At 71.9% G+C, this 20,193-nt stretch carries 18 protein-coding genes; 13 read left to right on the forward strand and 5 right to left on the reverse strand.

Going from position 1 to position 20,193, the window contains the following annotated elements:
- Window positions 1–2: 2 nt before the first annotated feature.
- The 11 genes from BCR15_RS04425 (at window position 3) to BCR15_RS04475 (ending at window position 11,914) form a co-directional block, all read left to right on the forward strand.
- Window positions 3–1,313 carry a hemolysin family protein gene (locus BCR15_RS04425; RefSeq protein WP_068750806.1) on the forward strand — a complete coding sequence of 437 codons (1,311 nt, stop codon included), beginning with the start codon at window positions 3–5 and terminating at the stop codon, window positions 1,311–1,313.
- The gene (locus BCR15_RS04430; RefSeq protein WP_068750807.1) at window positions 1,306–2,526 is read left to right on the forward strand and encodes a phosphotransferase; all 1,221 of its coding nucleotides are present in this window, start codon (window positions 1,306–1,308) and stop codon (window positions 2,524–2,526) included. Before BCR15_RS04425 ends, BCR15_RS04430 begins: the two co-directional genes overlap by 8 nt.
- 107 nt (window positions 2,527–2,633) lie before the next feature.
- The gene (locus BCR15_RS04435; protein ID WP_068750809.1) at window positions 2,634–3,773 is read left to right on the forward strand and encodes a BMP family lipoprotein; all 1,140 of its coding nucleotides are present in this window, start codon (window positions 2,634–2,636) and stop codon (window positions 3,771–3,773) included.
- Window positions 3,774–3,844: 71 nt separating this feature from the next.
- Complete coding sequence (locus tag BCR15_RS04440) at window positions 3,845–5,401, forward strand: ABC transporter ATP-binding protein (RefSeq protein WP_141680032.1); 1,557 nt, start codon at window positions 3,845–3,847, stop codon at window positions 5,399–5,401.
- Window positions 5,398–6,585 carry an ABC transporter permease gene (locus BCR15_RS04445; RefSeq protein WP_068750811.1) on the forward strand — a complete coding sequence of 396 codons (1,188 nt, stop codon included), beginning with the start codon at window positions 5,398–5,400 and terminating at the stop codon, window positions 6,583–6,585. The genes BCR15_RS04440 and BCR15_RS04445 overlap by 4 nt, the downstream gene beginning before the upstream one ends.
- Entirely contained in the window at window positions 6,582–7,874 is a 1,293-nt protein-coding gene (locus tag BCR15_RS04450) for an ABC transporter permease (protein ID WP_068750813.1), read from the forward strand. The genes BCR15_RS04445 and BCR15_RS04450 overlap by 4 nt, the downstream gene beginning before the upstream one ends.
- Entirely contained in the window at window positions 7,874–8,269 is a 396-nt protein-coding gene (locus tag BCR15_RS04455; protein WP_068750814.1) for a cytidine deaminase, read from the forward strand. Before BCR15_RS04450 ends, BCR15_RS04455 begins: the two co-directional genes overlap by 1 nt.
- Before the next feature lie 2 nt (window positions 8,270–8,271).
- Window positions 8,272–9,342, forward strand: coding sequence for an adenosine deaminase (locus tag BCR15_RS04460; RefSeq protein WP_068750817.1), 1,071 nt, complete (start codon window positions 8,272–8,274; stop codon window positions 9,340–9,342).
- Complete coding sequence (locus BCR15_RS04465) at window positions 9,339–9,947, forward strand: hypothetical protein (RefSeq protein WP_068750819.1); 609 nt, start codon at window positions 9,339–9,341, stop codon at window positions 9,945–9,947. The genes BCR15_RS04460 and BCR15_RS04465 overlap by 4 nt, the downstream gene beginning before the upstream one ends.
- 162 nt (window positions 9,948–10,109) lie before the next feature.
- Window positions 10,110–11,297, forward strand: a complete 1,188-nt coding sequence (locus BCR15_RS04470) for a sensor histidine kinase (RefSeq protein ID WP_068750821.1) — start codon at window positions 10,110–10,112, stop codon at window positions 11,295–11,297.
- Window positions 11,294–11,914 carry a response regulator gene (locus tag BCR15_RS04475; protein WP_068750823.1) on the forward strand — a complete coding sequence of 207 codons (621 nt, stop codon included), beginning with the start codon at window positions 11,294–11,296 and terminating at the stop codon, window positions 11,912–11,914. The genes BCR15_RS04470 and BCR15_RS04475 overlap by 4 nt, the downstream gene beginning before the upstream one ends.
- A gap of 4 nt (window positions 11,915–11,918) precedes the next feature.
- Here BCR15_RS04475 and BCR15_RS04480 read toward each other — a convergent pair whose 3' ends face one another.
- Window positions 11,919–12,467, reverse strand: coding sequence for a DinB family protein (locus BCR15_RS04480; protein WP_068750825.1), 549 nt, complete (start codon window positions 12,465–12,467; stop codon window positions 11,919–11,921).
- A 90-nt stretch (window positions 12,468–12,557) separates the two neighbouring features.
- Between BCR15_RS04480 and BCR15_RS04485 the strand changes: the two genes are divergently transcribed.
- Window positions 12,558–13,427, forward strand: a complete 870-nt coding sequence (locus BCR15_RS04485; RefSeq protein WP_068750827.1) for a ribonuclease H family protein — start codon at window positions 12,558–12,560, stop codon at window positions 13,425–13,427.
- A 10-nt stretch (window positions 13,428–13,437) separates the two neighbouring features.
- Window positions 13,438–15,222, forward strand: coding sequence for a methionine--tRNA ligase (metG, locus tag BCR15_RS04490; RefSeq protein WP_068750829.1), 1,785 nt, complete (start codon window positions 13,438–13,440; stop codon window positions 15,220–15,222).
- On the opposite strand, the gene BCR15_RS04495 is transcribed toward metG, so the two are convergent.
- Genes BCR15_RS04495 through BCR15_RS04510 form a run of 4 tightly spaced genes read right to left on the reverse strand, consistent with a single transcriptional unit; the run spans window position 15,188 to window position 20,156 of the window.
- A complete protein-coding gene (locus BCR15_RS04495; protein ID WP_068750831.1) occupies window positions 15,188–15,799 on the reverse strand; it encodes a uridine kinase family protein in 612 nt (203 codons plus the stop codon). The genes metG and BCR15_RS04495 overlap by 35 nt on opposite strands.
- Before the next feature lie 31 nt (window positions 15,800–15,830).
- A complete protein-coding gene (locus BCR15_RS04500) occupies window positions 15,831–17,645 on the reverse strand; it encodes a DUF2207 domain-containing protein (RefSeq protein ID WP_068750833.1) in 1,815 nt (604 codons plus the stop codon).
- Between the two features lie 43 nt (window positions 17,646–17,688).
- The gene (locus BCR15_RS04505) at window positions 17,689–19,353 is read right to left on the reverse strand and encodes a phospho-sugar mutase (protein WP_068750835.1); all 1,665 of its coding nucleotides are present in this window, start codon (window positions 19,351–19,353) and stop codon (window positions 17,689–17,691) included.
- A gap of 5 nt (window positions 19,354–19,358) precedes the next feature.
- Window positions 19,359–20,156, reverse strand: coding sequence for a purine-nucleoside phosphorylase (locus BCR15_RS04510; protein ID WP_068750837.1), 798 nt, complete (start codon window positions 20,154–20,156; stop codon window positions 19,359–19,361).
- Between the last annotated feature and the right edge of the window lie 37 nt (window positions 20,157–20,193).

Raw genomic sequence — 20,193 nt, forward strand, 5'->3', positions numbered from 1 at the left:
CCATGCTGACCGACATCGCGCTCATCGCGCTGTTCATCGTGATCGGCGGCACGTTCGCCGCCGCCGAGATGGCGCTCGTCACGCTGCGGGAGAGCCAGGTCAGGCAGCTCGCCGGCCGCGGGAAACGCGGCCGGGCCATCGAGCGGCTGACCGGCAACCCTAACCTGTTCCTGTCCGCCGTCCAGATCGGGGTCACCCTCTCGGGCTTCCTCTCGGCTGCTTTCGGTGGCGCGACGATCGCCGACGCGGTCACGCCGACGCTGGTCGCCTGGGGCGTCCCGGAGGCCGTGGCCGGCACCGTGTCCCTGGTGGCGGTGACCGTGGTGATTTCGTACTTCTCCATCGTCGTGGGCGAGCTCACGGCGAAGCGGCTGGCGATGCAGCGGGCCGAGGGGTTCGCGATGGCGCTGGCGCCGCTGGTGTCCGGCATCGCCACGCTGACCCGGCCGGTCATCTGGTTCCTGGGGGTATCGACCGATGCGCTGGTGCGCATCCTCGGTGGTGACCCCTCGCTGTCGCGCGACGCCGTCACCGACGAGGAACTCCGGGCCATGGTCATCTCGTCGTCGACGCTCGGTACGGAGGAGCGCCGCATCGTCGACGAGGTGTTCGACGCCGGCGAGCGGTCGCTGCGCGAGGTGATGGTCCCGCGCACGGAGGTCGACTTCCTCCCCGGCGACATGCCCATCGGGCTGGCCTACCGGGAGGTCAGGGGGGCGCCCCACTCCCGGTACCCGGTGACCGACGGGTCGCCGGACCGGATCGTCGGCTTCCTGCACGTGCGCGACCTCATGGACATCGAGGGCGCGGCCCGCGACGGCGACGTCCGCAGCATCGCCCGCGACGTCCTCTTCCTGCCCGAGACCGTGAAGATCCTGCGAGCGCTCACCGCGATGCGCGCCGGGCGGTCGCACCTGGCGATCGTCCGCGACGAGTACGGCGGCACCGCGGGCATCGTCACGCTGGAGGACCTCATGGAGGAGCTCATCGGCGACATCACCGACGAATACGACGTCGCCGACGACGAGGCGCCGCGGCACGTCGACGAGCTCGACGGGCTGACCACCATCGAGGAGTTCGCGGACCTCACCGGCTTCGTCATCCCCGAGGGTCCCTACGACACGGTCGCGGGGTTCTTCATGGCGCGCCTCGGCCGGCTCCCCAGGCTGGGCGACCAGGTCACCGTGGCGCTGCGGCCGGAACGCGACCTCGACGGCGCGGACGCCCGGTTCACGCTCGAGGCCACGCAGATGGACGGCCGGCGGGCCGCCTGGTTCGCCCTGCGGCCCGAACCGGCTGACGCCGATGCCTGACGACGGGCTCGGCCTGCTCACCGGCCCCGACGTCGAACCGCTGCTGCGCGCCGCCGTCGAGCACCGCGGCGGGCGGCTGGTGGACTGGTCGCTCGACCACGTCGACGCCACCCCGCACCAGTCGACGACGGCGACGTACGCGGCGACCGTGGAGTGGCCGCACGGCCGGCGCAGTGAACTGCTGGGCGTCAGCGCCCGCACCGGCGACCTCACCCCGGCGGATGCGCGGGCAGAGATTTTCGCCGACGGACAACGACGCGTCGCGGTGTGGCTGTACCCCGACGACCCCGACCTGCTCGGCCTGCCGACGGCCGCGTTCCCGGAGCGCATGGCCGAGGTGCTGAACACAGGCGGCGTGCTGCCCGGCCCCGTGGCCGCCGACGACCTGACCCTCACCATGGTCGGTTACCGGCCGCGCCGCCGAGCGGTGGTGCGGGTCGAGGTGGCGACCGATCCGCCCGAGGTGCTCTACGTCAAGGTGCTGCGCGAGCGCGTGTTCGCCGACATCCACTCCAAGCACATCATGCTGCGGCAGGCGGGTGTCCCCGCGCCGGAGATCGCGCTGGCGACGGCCGACCACCTGCTGGTGCTGCGGGCCCTGCCCGGCATGCCCATGGCCCGGGCCCTGTTCGAGCCGGGGGACCCGTGCCCCCCGGAGGCGCTCATCGACACGCTCGACGCCATGCCCGCGGCGGTTGCGGCGTTGGAGCGCCGCCCGCCCTGGGCCGACGCCGTCGGCCACTACGCCACCGTCATCTCCGCGACCATGCCGGAGCTGGCCGACGAGCTGGGCTGGCTGGCCGAGCGCATCGGCTCGGGGCTGGCCGGCTTGCCCCCGGGCGACGAACCGACGCACGGCGACTTCCACGAGGGCCAGCTCCACGTCGCCGACGGGAAGGTCGTCGGCGTGCTCGACGTCGACACCATCGGGCCCGGCCGGCGGGCCGACGACCTCGCCTGCCTCATCGGGCACCTGTCCACCATCCAGCGGATGACCCCCGGCCAGGAGGAGAAGATCCGCGACCTGCTGGCGCGCTGGGTCCCCGTGTTCGACCGGCGCGTCGACCCCGTGGAACTACGGCTCCGGGCGGCCGCCGTCGTCATCTCGCTGGCCACCGGCCCGTACCGCAGCCAGGACGTCGACTGGCGCCAGCAGACCCTCACCATGGTGCGGTCGGCGGGTGCCCTCGTGCGGCAGGTCACGACGGCGTAGTCACACGCATTATTGCGGGTGTATAACGATCAAGTTTTCGGCTGGGCGTTGCGCGGCGGGCGACGCTATGGTCGGGATGCCCGTTCCATCGTCTAGGAGGATCCTTCGTGAAGAAGCCCCTGTTGAGCACGATGTCGCTCGCCGCGGCATCCGCCTTCGCCCTGGCTGGCTGTGCGCAGCCGCCGAGCACCACCACCCAGTCCCCGGCGGCCTCCGAGGCCACCAGCTCGTCCGCGTCGGCCAGCGCGACCGAGTCGTCGGCGGCCCCCACCACCGACTTCACCGCCTGCATGGTCTCCGACGCCGGCGGCTTCGACGACAAGTCGTTCAACGAGACGGCCTACGCGGGCATGATGCGCGCCAAGGACGAACTGGGTGTCCAGACCAAGCAGATCGAGTCGAACGCGGAGGCCGAGTACGCCGGCAACGTGCAGTCGATGATCGACGCCAACTGCGACATCATCGTCACGGTCGGCTTCGCTCTGGCCAACGCGACCGAGGCCGCGGCCAAGCAGAACCCCGAGGTGGACTTCGCCATCGTCGACTACTCCTCCTTCGAGGGCGTCGACAACGCCAAGGGCCTCATCTTCAACACGGCGCAGCCCGCCTTCATGGCCGGCTACCTGGCCGCGGGCATGAGCCAGACCGGGACCGTCGGCACGTTCGGTGGCGCCAAGTACCCGACCGTGACCATCTTCATGGACGGCTTCGCGCAGGGCATCTCGTACTACAACGAGCAGAAGGGCGGCGACGTCAAGCTGATCGGCTGGGACGAGGCCAAGCAGGACGGCCAGTTCGTCGGCGGCAACAACCCGTTCGGCGACATCCCCGGCGGCAAGAACACCGCCAGCACCCTCATCGCGCAGGGCGCCGACATCATCCTCCCCGTCGCGGGCCCGGCCGGCCTCGGCGCGCTACAGGCGGCGCAGGAGTCCGGCGGCAAGGTCAACGCCATCTGGGTCGACACCGACGGCTACGTCTCCGCGCCGGAGTACGGCTCGACCATCATCACGTCGGTGGAGAAGGGCATGGACGTCGCCGTCTTCGAGGCCATCAAGGCGTCGCTCGAGGGTTCGTTCTCCTCTGACCCCTACGTCGGCACGCTCGACAACGACGGCGTGTCGCTGGCGCCGTTCCACGACTTCGAGGACAAGGTGTCGGACGAGCTGAAGGCGGAGCTGGAGCAGATCAAGGCTGACATCATCAGCGGCACGATCACCATCACCTCGCCGAGCCAGCCCAAGTGAGCTGACCCGACCAGCTGATTCCGGGAGGGGCGCGTCCAGCGCCCCTCCCGCATCACACCCCAGGAGGACCCGTGCCCGTGACCGCTCAGCACGATGCCCCGGTGCTCAGGCTCCGCGGCATCACCAAGAGGTTCGGCTCGCTCACCGCCAACGACTCGATCAGCATCGAGGCGGTGCCCGGCCGGATCCACTGCCTGCTGGGCGAGAACGGCGCGGGCAAGTCGACGCTGATGAACATCCTCTTCGGGCTGCTGGAACCCGATGAGGGCGAGATCCTGCTCGGGGACAAGGCACTCACCCTCACCAACCCGAAGCAGGCGATGGCCGCCGGCATCGGCATGGTGCACCAGCACTTCATGCTCATCCCCGTGTTCACGGTCGCCGAGAACATGGTGCTCGGTCACGAGCCGGGCCGGGCCGGCATGCTCGACCTCGCGTCGGCGCGGGCGCTCGTGCGCGACCTCAGCGCCCGCTACAAACTCGACGTCGACCCGGACGCGCTCGTCGAGGACCTCCCCGTCGGCATCCAGCAGCGGGTCGAGATCCTCAAGGCGCTCGCGCACGACGCCACGTACCTCATCTTCGACGAGCCCACCGCCGTGCTCACCCCGCAGGAGATCGACGAACTCATGGCCGTCATGCGCACGCTGCGCGACGAGGGACGGGCCATCATCTTCATCACGCACAAGCTCCGCGAGGTGCGCGAGGTCGCCGACGACATCACGGTCATCCGGCGCGGGAAGGTCGTGGGTCAGGCGGCGCCGGAGACGTCCGAGGCCGAGCTCGCCTCGATGATGGTCGGCCGCGCCGTGGACCTGAAGGTCCACAAGGCGCCCGCGCAGCCGGGGGACGACCGCCTCGTCGTCGAGGACCTCGTCGTCGCCAGCCCCACCGGGGCGATCGCCGTCGACCACCTGTCGCTCACGGTCCGCGGCGGCGAGATCGTCTGCATCGCCGGCGTCCAGGGCAACGGCCAGACCGAGCTCGCGGAGGCGCTGCTTGGCACGATGAGGCCGCTGTCCGGGCGGGTCACCCTCGACGGGGTCGACATCACGCACAGCAAGCCCGTCGACACCATCAAGGCCGGCCTCGGCTACGTGCCGGAGGATCGGCACCGGCACGGTTTCGTCGGCGAGTTCTCGATCGCGCACAACCTGGTGCTCAACAACTTGGACGAGTACTCGAAGTTCGGCGCCCTGGACCTCAAGAAGATCCGCGACAACGCCCAGGCGCGCATCAAGGAGTTCGACATCCGGCACGGCGGGAGCCACGACCAGGAGGTGCGCTCGCTCTCGGGCGGCAACCAGCAGAAGGTCGTCCTGGCCCGGGAGCTGTCGCGGCCGCTGTCGCTGTTGATCGCCAGCCAGCCGACGCGCGGCGTCGACGTCGGCGCCATCGAGTTCCTCCACGGGCGCATCGTCGAGGAGCGGGACCGCGGCACCGCCGTCCTCATCGTCTCCACCGAGCTGGAAGAGGTCGAGTCGCTCGCCGACCGGATCGCGGTCATGTACCGCGGGCGCATCGTGGGCATCGTCCCCCCGGACACACCGCGCGACGTGCTCGGCCTCATGATGGCCGGCGTCGCGTACGACGAGGCCGTCGCCACCACCAAGGGAGCCCCCGCATGAGTCAGACAACAGCGGCCCGGCCCCGCCCCGAGTGGGTGACGACGCTCATCACCACCGTCGCCTCGCTGATACTCGCGTTCCTGGTCAGCGCCGTCGTCATGGTGGTCTCCGACGCCGAAGTCGCCGCCACGTGGACCTACTTCTTCGCCCAACCCGGAGACGCGCTGTCGGCCAGCTGGGACAAGATCTCCTCCACCCTCTACGCGATGTACGTCGGCTCGCTGGGCTCGTGGGTGGCCATCACGAACACCACCGCCGAGGCCGCGCCGCTCATCTGCGCCGGCCTCGGCGTCGCCGTCGCCTTCAGGGCGGGCCTGTTCAACATCGGCGCCCAGGGCCAGGCGATGGTCGGCGCGCTCAGCGGAGCGTTCGTCGGGTTCACCGTCACAGGGCTGCCGCTGGCGATCCACCTGCCGCTGGTCATCCTCGTCGGCCTGCTCGCCGGGGCCGTGTGGGGCGCCATCGTCGGGGTGCTCAAGGCCCGCACCGGCGCGCACGAGGTCATCGTGACCATCATGATGAACTACATCGCCGCCAACCTGCTGGCATTTTTCATGCTGCAGAAGGCCTTCCAGGCTCCCGGACGCGCCGACCCGATCTCGCCGGTGCTGGAGTGGAGCGCCACCATGCCGCGCATCGCCGACACCCGGCTGCATCTCGGCTTCCTGCTCGCCCTCCTGGCCGCCGTCCTCGTGTGGTGGCTGCTGGACCGGACCAAGTTCGGCATCCACCTCAAGGCCGTGGGCCTCAACCCGCACGCGGCGGCGACGGCCGGCGCCAGTGTGTCGACCGTCACCATCCTCACCATGGGCCTGGCCGGCGGGCTCGCCGGGCTGGCCGGGGTCCAGGTGGTGACGGCCCCCGAGCTGCTCACCGGCTTCCCACCGCAGATGACCGGCACCATCATCGGCACCCTGGGCTTCGACGCCATCACCGTCGCGCTCCTCGGCCGCTCGCGGCCCCTGGGGGTCGTCCTGGCCGGCCTGCTGTTCGGCGCCCTCAAGGCGTCCCGCCGCACCATGGTCACCATGGCCGACACGCCCGACAAGCTGACCGACCTCATCCAGGCGCTGATCGTGCTGTTCGTCGCGGCACCGGCCTTCGTCGCCTGGCTCCTGCCGTTCCTCCGGGAGCGCAAGGTCAAGCGAGCATCCGTTCCGATCGCGAAGGTGGCTGAAGCGTGAGCGTCGACATCGTCCCCACCACGGTCGAGAGGGCTCGCGTCGAGTCGCCGGAGAGTCGCACCCAGCGCATCTCCACCGGGGTCCTCATCACCGTCATCGGCGTCCTGCTGCTGTGGATGGCGTTCACGGTCGACAAGTCCGGCCAGATCGCGCTGTCCGACGCATTCGCCGACGTCAAGCTGCCCACCCTGGACGTGCCCGGCACTGCCACGGTCCTGCTCAGCGCGCTGCTGGTGCTGGGCGCCGGCGTCGGCTTCATCACCGGCCGGCTCAGCGCCCGCCTGCGGTTCGTCGCCGGTGTGGCGGCGGGCGCGGGGGTACTGGTCGGCTTCATCGTGTGGGCCGCGGCCAGCTCGTCGCTGCCGTTCACGCTGACGAGCCAGCTCAACCTGACGCTCGAGTACGCCACCCCGCTGCTCTTCGGCGTCCTCAGCGGCGTGCTCGCAGAGCGGGCCGGCGTCGTCAACATCGCCATCGAGGGCATGTTCCTCACCGCGGCGTTCGCCGCCTCGCTCACGTTCTCGATCACGCACTCCTTCGTCGCCGCGCTGTTCGCGGCCGCGCTGGCCGGCGTGATGATGGCCGGCGTGCTCGCGCTGTTCACGCTGCGGTACCTCGTCGACCACGTCATCATCGGCGTCGTGATCAACCTGCTGGCCTCGGGCCTCACCGGCTTCATCTACCAGCAGCTGGTCGCGAAGAACCTCGCCGCGTACGGCACCGTGCAGCCCATGCAGGCGTGGCGCGTCCCCGGGCTGGAGTCGATCCCCTTCCTCGGGCCGATCCTGTTCACGCAGAAGCCGTTGACGTACCTCGGCATCCTGGCGGTGCCACTCGTCTGGTTCCTGCTGTTCCGCACCACGTGGGGTCTGCGCGTGCGCTCGGTCGGCGAGCACCCCCACGCCGCGGACACCGTCGGCATCAACGTGGTGTGGACCAAGGCCTCCGCGGTGCTGTTGGGCGGCCTCTTCGCGGGCCTGGGCGGGGCCTACTTCACCGTCGGGTCCGTCGGCGCCTTCCAGGACAACAACCCCACCGCGGGAAACGGCTTCATCGCGCTGGCCGCCGTCATCATGGGCCGCTGGAATCCGGTGCTTGCGGCCCTGATGGCGCTGTTCTTCGGGTTCGCCCGGGCGCTCGCCCAGACCACCAAGCTGATGCAGCTGCCGATCCCCAGCGACTTCATCGAGATGTTGCCGTACCTCGCGACGATCATCGCGGTCGCCGGTCTGGTCGGGCGGGTCAGGGCGCCGGCGGCCGACGGCATGCACTTCGTGAAGAGCCACTGATGGACGTCGACTGGGCACAGCTGCGCACCTCCGCCGTCGCCATGGCGGGACGCGCCTACGCGCCGTACTCGCACTACCGCGTCGGAGCCGCCGCCCTGGTCGACGACGGGCGGGTGGTGGCCGGCTGCAACGTCGAGAACGCGGGCTACGGCGTGACCCTGTGCGCCGAATGCGGGCTCGTGTCCGACCTCGTCGCCGGGGGAGGGGGACGGCTGGTGGCCTTCACGTGCGTCAACGGGGACGGCGACGTGATCACCCCCTGCGGGCGCTGCAGGCAGTTGCTGTTCGAGCACGGGGGCCGCGGGCTGCTCATGGAGACCCCGGCGGGCATCCGCACGCTCGACGACATGCTCCCGCAGGCCTTCGGGCCGGACGACCTCGACTCAGGAACGTGACCATGCTGACGATCGACGACCTGCGCCTGCTGCCCAAGGTGGCGCTCCACGACCACCTCGACGGCGGGCTCCGCCCCGAGACCGTCATCGACCACTGCGGCGCCAACGGGCATTCCCTCCCCAGCACGGACCCCGACGAGCTGCGGCGCTGGTTCTTCGAGGCCGCCGACTCGGGGTCGCTCGTGCGCTACCTGGAGACGTTCGAGCACACCGTCGCCGCGATGCAGACGCCCGCGCAGCTGAGCCGCGTGGCGCACGAGTGGGTGCTCGACCAGGCCGCCGACGGCGTCGTCTACGCCGAGGCGCGCTACGCCCCGCGCCAGCATCAGCGCCTCGGGTTGACCCTGGAGGCCGTCGTGGAGGCCGTGCGTGACGGGTTGGCGTCGGGCATGGCCGAGGCCGCCGCCGCGGGTCAGCCCATCGTCGCCCGCCAGATCCTCACCTCCATGCGCCACACGGAGCCGTCCACCGACATCGCCGAGCTTGCCCTTCGCTACCGCGACGATTCCGTGTGCGGCTTCGACATCGCCGGTGCGGAGGACGGCTTCCCGCCGTCGCGGTTCGAGCCCGCCTTCCGCCGGCTCAAGCGCGACAACATGTTCTTCACGATCCACGCGGGCGAGGCCCACGGTCTGCCGTCCATCTGGGAGGCCGTGCAGGTCTGCGCCGCGTCCCGGCTGGGGCACGGCGTGCGGATCGTCGAGGATATCGAGGTCACCGGCGGTACGGCCCGCCTCGGCCGGCTCGCGGCCTACGTGCGCGACGCCCGCATCCCTCTCGAGGTCTCGCCCTCGTCGAACCTGCAGACCGGCATCGCCCAGCGGATGGCCGACCACCCCGTCGACCTCCTCCACCGCCTCGACTTCACCGTCACTGTCAACTGCGACAACCGGCTGATGAGCGCCACGACGATGTCGCGTGAGTTCGCCCTCCTGGTCGAGACGTTCGGGTGGACGCTCGACGACGTGGAGCAGGTCACCGTCAACGCGATGCGCGCCGCGTTCCTCCACCACGACGAGCGGGAGCGGATGGTCGCCGACGTGATCAGACCCGCCTACGCCGCGCTCCGGTGATCCTCGAGCTGCCCGCCGCGGCGCGCCGGGTCAGCCTGCGCTGGCGGGCCGACGACGGCGTCCGCGACCTCGTCGGGCACCTGGTGGCCGCCAACGACCAGTGGTACGTCGTGCTGCCCGAGGACCGGCCGGCGGTCTGGGTCCCGAGGGACCGGGCCGAAGCGGTGCGGCAGGTCCCGGAGCGCACGGTCCTGCCGAGCTCGACCCCGGCGGACCTGGAGCGCGCCGTGGAACGGTCCCGACCTGCGCTCCGGCGGGCACGGATCGGGGGATGGCGGCTGGCAGACGACTCCGTCCTCGCCCTCGGTGACCCCGGGCCCGCCCCCGACGACGCGCTCGACGCCGTCGATCGGTTCGCCGGGGCGCGGGTGGCCGTCCGGACCCTGCCCGGCGCCCCCGTCGCGGAGCTGACCGAGCTAGCCGCCGCGCGGACGAGCGTCCGGGTGGTGCTGACGGCCTCGTCCCCGAGCGACCCACTCGGGGGCGTGCCGCTCTCGCGCGGCTGGGCTCTGGACCTCGCCGCGGAGGACGCGGCGGCGCTGTCGGCGGCGGAGGCCGCCGGGTTCACCGAGCACCATCGCGCTCTCCTGATGGTGCGCGACTGAGCAGGGAACGCTGCAGGTACTCGGCGTCGACCTGGCCACCTCGCCCATGTGGGCCGGGATCGGCGGCCTCGGCCCCATGGTCCTGACCGGCACGTTCGTCTACCTCTTCGTCATCCTGCGCCGCGCACTCAGCGCCGCGCCCGCTCCGGCTACCGTGGGGGCGTGACCACGACCACCGCCCCGCGCTGGTCCGCCGCCTGGTGGCTCCGGCTCGGGCAGGCGGTCCTCTTCGTCGGCCTCCTGGCGCTGGCCACCGGCTTCGCGCTGGCCGACGGCGTCGACTGGCCGCTGCTGATCGTGGACTCCGCGGTCCTCGTCGTGTTCGTCGGCGGCCTCGCGGCCCACGGGCGGTTGGGTGCCACCGGGCGCGCTGCCTGGGTCGGGCTGCTGTTCCTGGGCACCGTGTGGCTGATGTGGGCGTCCCCGGACTTCCTGTGGGTGGCGTTCCCCCTGTGGCTGCTGGCCGGGGCCGTGCTCCCCCTGCTGGCCGCGCTGCTGTTGACGGCCGTGACCCTGGCGGTGATCATCACGGTGCTGAGCATGACGGGCGGCGAGACCGTCGGCGCGGTGCTCGGCCCGCTGGTCGGGGCGCTCGTGGCCCTCGGCCTGGCGCGGGGCACCCTGCTGTTCGAGCACGAGGCGTCCGAGCACCGTCGCCTCCTCGCGGAGGTGCTGCGCGTCCAGGACCAGACCGCCCGGCTGCAGCGCGAGGCGGGCGTCCTGGCGGAGCGGCAGCGGCTCGCCCACGACATCCATGACACCCTCGCCCAGGGCTTCTCCTCGATCCTCCTGCTCGCACGGGCCGCCCAGCGGGAGACCGACCAGGCGGCGGCGGTGCGCCTCCTGGCCCAGATCGAGACCACGGCGGCCGACAACCTCGCCGAGTCGCGGCGCGTGGTCCTCGCCCTGGCGCCCGACGAGCCCGGCGCGGGCGGCCTCGCGGCGCCCCTGCGCCGCCTCACCGGCGAGGTGGCCGACGCACTCGGGGCCCGGTGGCAGGTGACGGTGGACCCCGACCTCCCGCGGCTGGCCACGCCCGTCGAGGTCGCGCTGCTGCGCGGAGTCCAGGGGGCCCTGTCCAACGTCCGCACGCACTCGCGGGCTGGGCACGTCGCCGTGGAGTTGGCCCGAGCCGGGGACGAGGTCCACCTCGACGTCGTCGACGACGGCGTGGGATTCGATCCCGCCCGGGCCGTCGTCGCCGGGCCCGACGGCGGCTTCGGCCTGCGTGCGCTGCGCGAGCGGTTCACCGAACTGGGCGGGGGCGTCGACATCGAGAGCGAGCCGGGCGCAGGCACGGCCGTGACGCTGCGCCTGCCGCTGGTGCGCGCCGAGGAGCGGGCGCTGTGATCCGGGTGCTCATCGTCGACGACCACCCCGTGGTGCGGTCAGGGCTCCAGGCGCTGCTCGAGGGCGCACCCGACCTCGCCGTCGTCGGGACCGCGGCCTCCGGGGAGGAGGCGCTGCGGCTGACGGGTCAGGTGGACCCGGACGTGGTCCTGTGCGACCTGCGCCTCGGCCCCGGCCTCGACGGCGTCGGGGTGACGACGGCGCTGCGAGCGCACACGGGCGGTCCCGCCGTGCTGATCCTCACGACCTACGACAACGATTCCGACATCACCCGCGCCGTCCTCGCGGGCGCGGCCGGCTACCTGCTCAAGGACGCCCAGCCGGCGGAGATCATCGCGGGGATCGCGGACGCCGCCGCCGGACGCCTCGTGCTGTCCACCGAGTTGGAGGGCCGCGTCGTGGAGCGCATGACGCAGGGGGTGCCGTCGCTCAGCGCCCGCGAGCTGGACGTGCTGCGCCTGGTGGCGGAGGGGGTGACCAATCGCGGCATCGCGAAGCGGCTGTACATCTCGGAGGGCACGGTGAAGACCCACCTGGTGCACGCGTTCGCGAAGCTCGGCGCGGAGTCCCGCACGGCGGCCGTGGCGGCGGCGAGGCGCCACGGTCTCCTGGAGTGACGGCTCAGGCGTCGACGTCTCGGAGGTGGTGCACCCACTCGTGGGCGAAGTAGCGCCCCAGCGACAAGGTGGTGAACTCCGCCCCGTCGCCGCGCCGCCCGACCCAGCCCCATTGGGGGCCCTCGGGCTCGGCCCAGGCCTTCGCCGCACCCTCGGCACGCTCGGCGATGAGGATCCGGGTGGCATTGGCGTCGGAGAGCCAGTACTCGTCCTCGACGGCGGCCGCGTCCTGGTCCCAGGAGGGGAAGTCGACCGGCTCGCCACCGCCGTCGAGGATCAGGCCGAGCCGGGTGGTCATCACTTCGGTGACGTCGGCGATGTGCCGGCCGTACTCGATGACCGACCAGGTGGTGGGCGCGGGGCGGGCCGCGGCGCCGCGGCGTTCCACGGCCTTCTGGAAGCGGGCGGAGAACTCCCGGATCAGGCCGGGCACCGTCTCGGGCGTGACCGCGGCGGGATCGAACCCGCAGTCGGGGCAGGGGCGCTTGGTGACCCACGTCCAGTCCGTGTCGTCCGGAACGGTGGGCTGGGGCGGGATCGGCGACTCGCTCATGGCCGCGAGCCTAACCGATCCTGCCCATGGGACCGGTGCACCCCGTGCTGCGCCGCTGGGCCACATCAGGATTCCACTACGCTCAGGCCCGTGATCGTTGCCGCCGCGGATGGCTCCGCCCTCTCGAACCCCGGACCCGCCGGCTGGGCCTGGTACATCAGCGACGACATCTGGGCGGCCGGCGGGTGGGACCACGGCACCAACAACATGGGCGAACTCATGGCCGTGCTCGACCTCCTGCGTTCGACGGCGCACCTGGACGAACCGCTGCGCGTCCTGTGCGACTCGCAGTACGTCATCAACTCGCTGACGAAGTGGCTGCCGGGCTGGAAGCGCAAGGGGTGGAAGAAGGGCGACGGCAAGCCCGTGATGAACGTCGAGCTCATGAAGGACCTCGACGCGGCGCTGCGCGGCCGGAAGGTCGACTTCGAGTGGGTCAAGGGCCACGCCGGCCACGCCATGAACGAGGCCGCCGACGAGCGCGCCCGCGCCGTCGCCACGGCCATCCAGCGCGGCGAGCCCTACGACGCGGGACCCGGGTTCCCGGCCACGCCCCGGCCGAGCGCCCGGACCGACTTCAGCGTCGGCCAGACCGAACCCGAGCCCGACCTGTTCTCCCTCGACGCCCCCGCCGACCCGCCCCCGGCGGTCCCCGGGTCCGCCACGCCGCGCATGAAGGCCACACTCAGCACGCTCACGCGAGCCGCCGCGGCGCGCCCGGCTGACGCCCAACTCCATCCGGACTACCAGGGGGTGACGGCCGACGGGGGCGAGGCGCGCACGCCCGTGTGGCCCGCGGAGCCTGAGCCCACGCTGCTCCGCGTGGACACCCTCGCACCCGGGGTGGGCCTCGTGCGGTGGTCCGGGGGCGACGTCACCGTCTCGGCGATCTGGGTCGAGGTGCCGGCGGGATGGCGCCTCCGATTCGCCCAGGCGAGCGCACCCGCGGCGCGCCGATAGGATGACGCGCATGAGTCACGTTCTTGCCGCCGTCGCCTGGCCCTACGCCAACGGCCCCCGCCACATCGGTCACGTCTCGGGCTTCGGTGTCCCCTCCGACGTGTTCGCGCGCTACATGCGCATGGCCGGTCACGACGTGCTCATGGTGTCCGGCTCCGACGAGCACGGCACCGCGATCCAGGTGAAGGCCGACTCCGAGGGCCTGACGCCGAGGGAGACCGCCGACAAGTACCACCGCCAGATCGTCGAGGATCTCCAGGGCCTGGGGCTGTCCTACGACCTGTACACCCGGACGACGACGCCGAACCACTACCGCGTGGTGCAGGACATCTTCACCGCCCTCTACGACAACGGCTACGTCCGCGCCGAAACGCAGATGGGCGCGATCTCCCCGTCCACCGGGCGCACCCTGCCGGACCGGTTCATCGAGGGCACGTGCCCGCTGTGCGGCTACCACAACGCCCGCGGCGACCAGTGCGACAACTGTGGCAACCAGCTCGACCCGGCCGACCTCATCGATCCGAAGTCCAAGATCAACGGGGAGACGCCCGAGTTCGTCGAGACCGAGCACTTCTTCCTCGACCTGCCGGCCCTGGCCCCCATGCTGGGCCAGTGGATCGACAGCCGCGAGGACTGGCGGCCCAACGTGCTGAAGTTCTCCCACAACCTGCTCGCGGAGATCCGGCCGCGCGCCATCACCCGCGACCTCGACTGGGGCGTCCCCGTCCCGCTCGAGGGGTGGCGCGACGCCCCCATGAAGCGCATCTACGTCTGGTTCGACGCCGTCATCGGCTACCTGTCGGCCTCCGTCGAGTGGGCGAAGCGCTCGGGCGACCCGGAGGCGTGGCGCACCTTCTGGAACTCGACGGCGGCGCGCTCCTACTACTTCATGGGCAAGGACAACATCGTCTTCCACTCCGTCATCTGGCCCGGCATCCTGCTCGGCGCCAACGGGCAGGGGGTCCACGGCGGCCACGTGCGGGAGTCGCTGGGCGAACTGCAGCTGCCCACCGAGGTGGTCAGCTCCGAGTTCATGACGATGAAGGGCTCCAAGGTGTCCAGCTCGCGGGGCGCGTCCATCTTCGTGGGGGACTTCCTCGCCGAGTTCGGCCCCGACGCCCTGCGCTACTACATCGCCGTGGCCGGTCCGGAGAACCAGGACACGGACTTCACCTGGGAGGAGTTCGTCCGGCGGATCAACTTCGAGCTGGCCAACGAGTGGGGCAACCTCGTCAACCGGTCCGTGTCGATGGCCCACAAGAATGTGGGCGCCGTGCCCGCGGCGGGGGAGCTGACCCCGGCCGATCAGGCGCTGCTGGACGAGAGCCGCGCCGCGTTCGCCGTCGTGGGCGAGCACATCGCCGCGCGCCGGTTCAAGGCCGGCATCACTGAGGCGATGCGCATCGTCGGCCTGGCCAACAAGTACCTGTCGGATCAGGAGCCCTGGAAGCTCAAGGACGACCCCGCCCGCCGCGACACCGTCCTCCACGTCGCGCTGCAGGTGGTCTCCGACTGCAACACGCTGCTCACCCCCTACCTGCCTCATTCAGCGCAGAAGGTCTTCGAGCTCCTGGGCGGCGAGGGCGTGTGGGCGGCGCAGCCCCAGATCGTCGACGTGACCGACGAGGACCTGACCTACCCGACGCTGCAGGGCGACTACGCCGCGCAGCAGGCCGTGTGGCAGCCCCGTCCCCTCCAGGTGGGGGCACCGCTCAGCAAGCCGACGCCGCTGTTCACGAAGCTCGACGAGGCGCTGGGCCTCACCGGGCCGAGCTGGGCGCCGATCGCCGACTGACCATCGTCAGGGCCCGCCGCATCGGGGCCGGCGCGAAGCCGGAGTCCAGTGCGGCGCGGCGCAGTGCGGGTTCGGCGCGGTAGAGCGCCAGCCCGCGGCGCACCAGCACCGTCGGGGCCTTGCGCCGCTCCTCCAGGTCGCGCGCCAGGCGCCGCACGAAGTTCGCCCACCGGCGGCGGTCCAGCCACACGGCCTCGACCGGCATCCCGGCCTCCCGCGCCGCGACGAGCGTTTGAGGGGCGAAGATGCCCTCCGCGACGACGACGGCGGCACCGCCCAGCTCGATCCGCCGGGCGCCGACTCGGCGCGACAGCGAGATGTCGTACACCGGGACGTCCGCCTCCCCGTGCTCGAGGAGGCGGCCCAGCGTCGCCAGCGCCAGGTCGCGGTCCCAGCATCGGACGTCGTCCCAGTCGGGGATCCCCAGGTCAGTGGTGGGGAGGTCCGGGTGGTCCGCGTCCCGGTAGAAGTCGTCGAGGGACAGCGCGACGGCGCCCCCGTCCGCCGTGGCGAGGCGGGTGAGGCGCGACTTTCCGCTTCCGGACGGGCCGGCGACGAGCAGGAGCGTCCGGGTCATTGGAGAATGCTAACGCCCCGCCGGCGGGCGGCTACCAGGAGCCGCCGCCACCGCCGCCGAAGCCGCCGCCGCCGCTGAAGCCGGAGAACCCGCTGGAACCGCCGGTGGCCTGGCTCATGCCGTCCATGCGGGCCGCCTGCATGGCCTCCGACATCGAGTGGGTGAGGTTGTTCATGGCGCTCATGAAGTAGTAGCCGTGCAGCAGGTCCGCGCCGACGTACCAGGAGGTGTCGGCCTGGTAGATGCCCTGCGCTCCCAGGTCGGCGAACAGCTTCGTCCAGCGGTCCGCGACCCCGAACACCATGGCGTAGGGCAGGTACTTGCTGAAGATGTCCTGGCCCTCCTCGAACTGGAGGGTCTCCTTCTCGGCGGTCCGCAGATACAGCTCGAAGCCCTTGGCCTGCGACAGGTACGCCGACCCCGTGGCGGTGCGCTTGCGGAACTTGCCCGACATGGCGATGAGGCCGAGCCCGAAGACGGCCAGCGGGATGCCGATGAGCCCCCAGCCGAACCCGGCCGCCATGAACGTCAGCAGCAGGCCGCCGCCGATGGCGAGCGCGCCCAGGACGACCGGCACCATCTGCGCCGTCGTCGGGTTGCCCTTGAACCAGCCCTTCTGCACCACGGAGTTGTAGAGGCCCGCCCGGGCGTGGGGCAGCACTTCGGCGAACTTGGCCTTGCGCAGCTCCTGCGACGTGCGCACGGCCCGGCCCTGGAAGAGGTCGCGCAGCAGCGCGTCCTCATACGGCTCGAGGCGTCCCCCCGGGCGGTTGAGGGCCTCGAGGGTGAACTCGTTCTTGGACTGCGAGTGGATCCGCAGGTATCCGCGCACCGCGAGGTCGACGATGGTGGCCGACACGTCGATGTTGTCGGCCGTGGTGTCCATGAGCGTCCCGATCTCACCGGGCGTCGCGCCCTTCGGCGGATGGAACTGCACGGTCACCGGGAACTTGCCCGCCCGCGGGCCGACGCGGGCCTGATCGGCCGCGGTGGGGGTGAGGCCGGGGGTGAGCCCGAGGTAGACCTCGTCGCGGGCGTGCCGACGGCGCACGGCCACGAGCGCGGCGATCGCGGCGAGCAGCCCGGCGCCGGTGACGGCGCCCGTGGCAGCGTTGAGCTCGAACGCGTTGGCGAGGGTCACCCGCCGCGCCTTCTCCTGCGTCACGCCGGGGAACGTGCCGGCGGGGAAGCCCGCGACCACCTGCATGGTCGTCTTGGGAGGCAGCGCGTCGAGAGCGTAGGTCGCGGTCGTGCCCTCTGCCTGCGCGGTGCACGGTGTGGTCACGTCGGGGCCGTAGAAGCAGGCCGCGTCGGCCAGCTCGGCCGGGCCCGTGACGGTGACCGTGATGTCCGAGAAGCGTGACTCCCAGGCGCGGCCGATGACGTCCCAGTTGAACTCGTCGAGGCCGCTCTCCGGATGGTCGGGCGCGATGAGGCCGGTCACGTCGTAGGTGACGACGTAGTCCTCGGGTGTGCGGTTCCAGATGTTCTCGTTGCCGATGCGCAGGCTGAGGATTCCGTTGGATTCCTCGGCGTAGACCTCGGCGTTGGCCCCGCTGGTGGAGCTCACGCTGATGTCGGAGTACGTGAAGACGTAGTTCTCGTCCGGGTTGGCGCCGTCCTCCTGCTCGAGCGGCAGCAGGATGTAGGGGCCGCGGCCCTCGAGCGCGGCGAAGTCCATGGTGAAGTCGATGGTGACCTCGGCCACGCCCTCGCGCGTCAGGTTGACGTCGACGTCGTAGCGGGTGATGGGCGCCGAGTCGTCCGCCGCCGCGGGGATCACCGCGACCCAGACCGTCGCGAGGGCCAGCATGAGAGCGAGGAGACCGGCACGCTGCTTCGTCATGCGTCCACTGTATCCGGCGTGGTGAAGCACAGGTGGGCCGGGATCAGCCCTCCATCCCCAGGGCGTCCGCCATCTCCGCGCGCAGCCGCGCGAGCCGGCCGGCCGCGACCTCGCGCGCCGCCCGCACGTCGGCCGACTCCGCCGCGTCGAGCCGGACCTCCAGGTAGCACTTGAGCTTGGGCTCGGTGCCCGAGGGGCGGGCCACGACGTGCACGGTGCTGCCGGTGAGCTCGACGGCGTCGGTGGGCGGCAGCGTCGGGGACCCCTCCGCCAGATCGAGCACGGTCACCGGCTCGCCGAGGAGGGTCACGGGGGGCTGGGCGCGCAGGCGCGCCATCGCGTCGGCGATGAGGGAGAGATCCGCGACCCGCACCGACAACTGAGCCGTGGCCGTGAGGCCGAAGCCGCGGGCGATGTCGTCGAGCAGGTCCGCCAGCGTGCGGCCCTCGGCCTTGAGGCCCGCCACGATCCGCAGCACGGTCACGGCCGCGGAGATGCCGTCCTTGTCCGGGACGGCGCGCGCGTCGACGCAGTAGCCGATGGCCTCCTCGTACCCGAACGCCAGGTCCGGCACGCGCCCGATCCACTTGAAGCCGGTGAGGGTGGTCACGTGGCGGCGGCCGGCGGCCTCGGCCATGCGGCGCAGCAGCGTCGACGAGACGACGGAGTTGGCGAAGGTGCCCGGAACGCCGCGGGTGATGGCGTCATGGCCCAGCACCGCGCCCAGCTCATCGCCGGTGAGCATGCGCCACGACCCGTCGACCACGGCCGCGACCGCGCACCGGTCCGCATCGGGATCGTTGGCGATCACGACGTCGGCGCCCTCCGCCTCGGCCAACGCCAGGGCCAGGTCGATCGCGCCCGGCTCCTCCGGGTTGGGGAAGGAGACCGTGGGGAAGTCCGGGTTGGGGTCCGCCTGCTCGGCCACCTCCACCGGCGCGGGCAGGCCCGCGGCGGCCGCCACCCGGCGCACGGTCTCCGCACCGACGCCGTGCAGGGCAGTGTGCACCCAGGTGACGTCGCGCGGGGCGCCGTCGGGGTAGAGCGAGGTGACCCGTGCCACGTACGCGTCCAGGAGGTCGGTCGTCACGTCGCGGCGCTCGTCCGCGCGGGGCAGTGAGGCCCATCCCGCCGCCGCCACGCGCGCGATCTCGGCCGCGATCTCGCCGTCGGCGGGCGGCACGATCTGGGAGCCGTCGCCGAGGTAGACCTTGTAGCCGTTGTCGGCGGGCGGGTTGTGGGACGCCGTCACGACGACGCCCGCGACGCAGCCGAAGTGCTGGATACCGAAGGCGACGACGGGGGTCGGGACCGGGCCGTCGGTCCACAGGACCTCGAAGCCGGCGCCGGCGAGGACCTCGGCGGTGTCGCGGGCGAACTCGTCGGACTTGTGGCGTGCGTCGTGTCCGACGATGACGCGCCCACCGCCCTGTCCGGCGGCGTTCAGCCAGGTACCGAAGCCGGCCGCGGCCTGCGTGACGACGACGCGGTTCATCCGCGACGGGCCGGGGCCGATGGGCCCGCGCAGCCCCGCGGTGCCGAACTCGAGGGGGCCGGCGAACGCGGAGCGCAGCTCCGCCAGGGCGGGCTCACGGATGGCCCCGTCGTTGGCCTGCGCGCGCACGATCAGCTCGTCGAGGCGGCCGGCGGTGTCCGGATCCGGGTCGGCGTCGCGCCAGGCCTGCGCGCGGGTGAACAGCTCGTCCATCTGCCTCAGAGCTCCCCGACGATTCCGGCGAGCAGCGCCGCCAGGCGGGGGCCGGCGTCCCGCCCCGCTTGCAGCACCTCGGCGTGGTTCAGCGCCGACTCGCTCAGCCCGGCCGCCGCGTTGGTGACGAGGGACAGGCCCAGGACCTCCATGCCCGCTTCGCGCGCGGCGATGGTCTCGAGGGTCGTCGACATGCCGACGAGGTCGCCCCCGAGGATCCCGGCCATCCGGACCTCCGCGGGTGTCTCGTACTGCGGTCCCCGGAACTGCACGTACACGCCCTCGGGGAGCGCGGTGTCGACGCGGTGCGCCAGGTCGCGCAGCCGGCGCGAGTACGCCTCCGACATGTCGATGAAGGTGGCGCCCAGGAGGGGGGTGTCGCCCGTGAGGTTGATGTGGTCGGCCAGCAGGACCACGGTGCCCGGCGCCCACGCGGGGTTGAGGCCGCCGCATCCGTTGGTGAGCACGAGCGTCCCGGCGCCCCAGGCGGCGGCGGTGCGCACGCCGTGGACCACCGGCGCGACGCCGCGACCCTCGTAGTAGTGCGTGCGGCCCGTGAACGTCGCGGCGACCTTGCCGGCCGGCGTGCGGCTGAGGAGCAGATGTCCGCCGTGTCCCGAGACCACCGGCGTGCTGAAACCGGGCACGACGGCCAGCTCCACGTCGCCCAGCGGCTCGCCGAGCCGGTCCGCGCCCGAGGACCAGCCCGAGCCGAGCACCAGGGCCAGATCGATGCGGTCGACGTCGAAGCGCGAACGGAGGAAGTCGGCGGCCTCGGCCGCCAGCGCGAACGGTTCAGTCACCCCGCCAGCATAGTGAGGGCCGCGGCGCCCGGGGGGC

Source organism: Tessaracoccus lapidicaptus (assembly GCF_001693815.1).
Taxonomy (GTDB): Bacteria; Actinomycetota; Actinomycetes; order Propionibacteriales; family Propionibacteriaceae; genus Arachnia; species Arachnia lapidicapta.

Bases quoted from the DNA above. Each gene is read 5' to 3' on its own strand.
- BCR15_RS04460 (WP_068750817.1), top strand. From the start codon at position 8,272: ATGCTGACGATCGACGACCTGCGCCTGCTGCCCAAGGTGGCGCTCCAC.
- BCR15_RS04480 (WP_068750825.1), bottom strand. From the start codon at position 12,467: ATGAGCGAGTCGCCGATCCCGCCCCAGCCCACCGTTCCGGACGACACG.
- BCR15_RS04495 (WP_068750831.1), bottom strand. From the start codon at position 15,799: ATGACCCGGACGCTCCTGCTCGTCGCCGGCCCGTCCGGAAGCGGAAAG.
- BCR15_RS04425 (WP_068750806.1), top strand. From the start codon at position 3: ATGCTGACCGACATCGCGCTCATCGCGCTGTTCATCGTGATCGGCGGC.
- BCR15_RS04445 (WP_068750811.1), top strand. From the start codon at position 5,398: ATGAGTCAGACAACAGCGGCCCGGCCCCGCCCCGAGTGGGTGACGACG.
- metG (WP_068750829.1), top strand. From the start codon at position 13,438: ATGAGTCACGTTCTTGCCGCCGTCGCCTGGCCCTACGCCAACGGCCCC.
- BCR15_RS04505 (WP_068750835.1), bottom strand. From the start codon at position 19,353: ATGGACGAGCTGTTCACCCGCGCGCAGGCCTGGCGCGACGCCGACCCG.
- BCR15_RS04500 (WP_068750833.1), bottom strand. From the start codon at position 17,645: ATGACGAAGCAGCGTGCCGGTCTCCTCGCTCTCATGCTGGCCCTCGCG.
- BCR15_RS04455 (WP_068750814.1), top strand. From the start codon at position 7,874: ATGGACGTCGACTGGGCACAGCTGCGCACCTCCGCCGTCGCCATGGCG.
- BCR15_RS04430 (WP_068750807.1), top strand. From the start codon at position 1,306: ATGCCTGACGACGGGCTCGGCCTGCTCACCGGCCCCGACGTCGAACCG.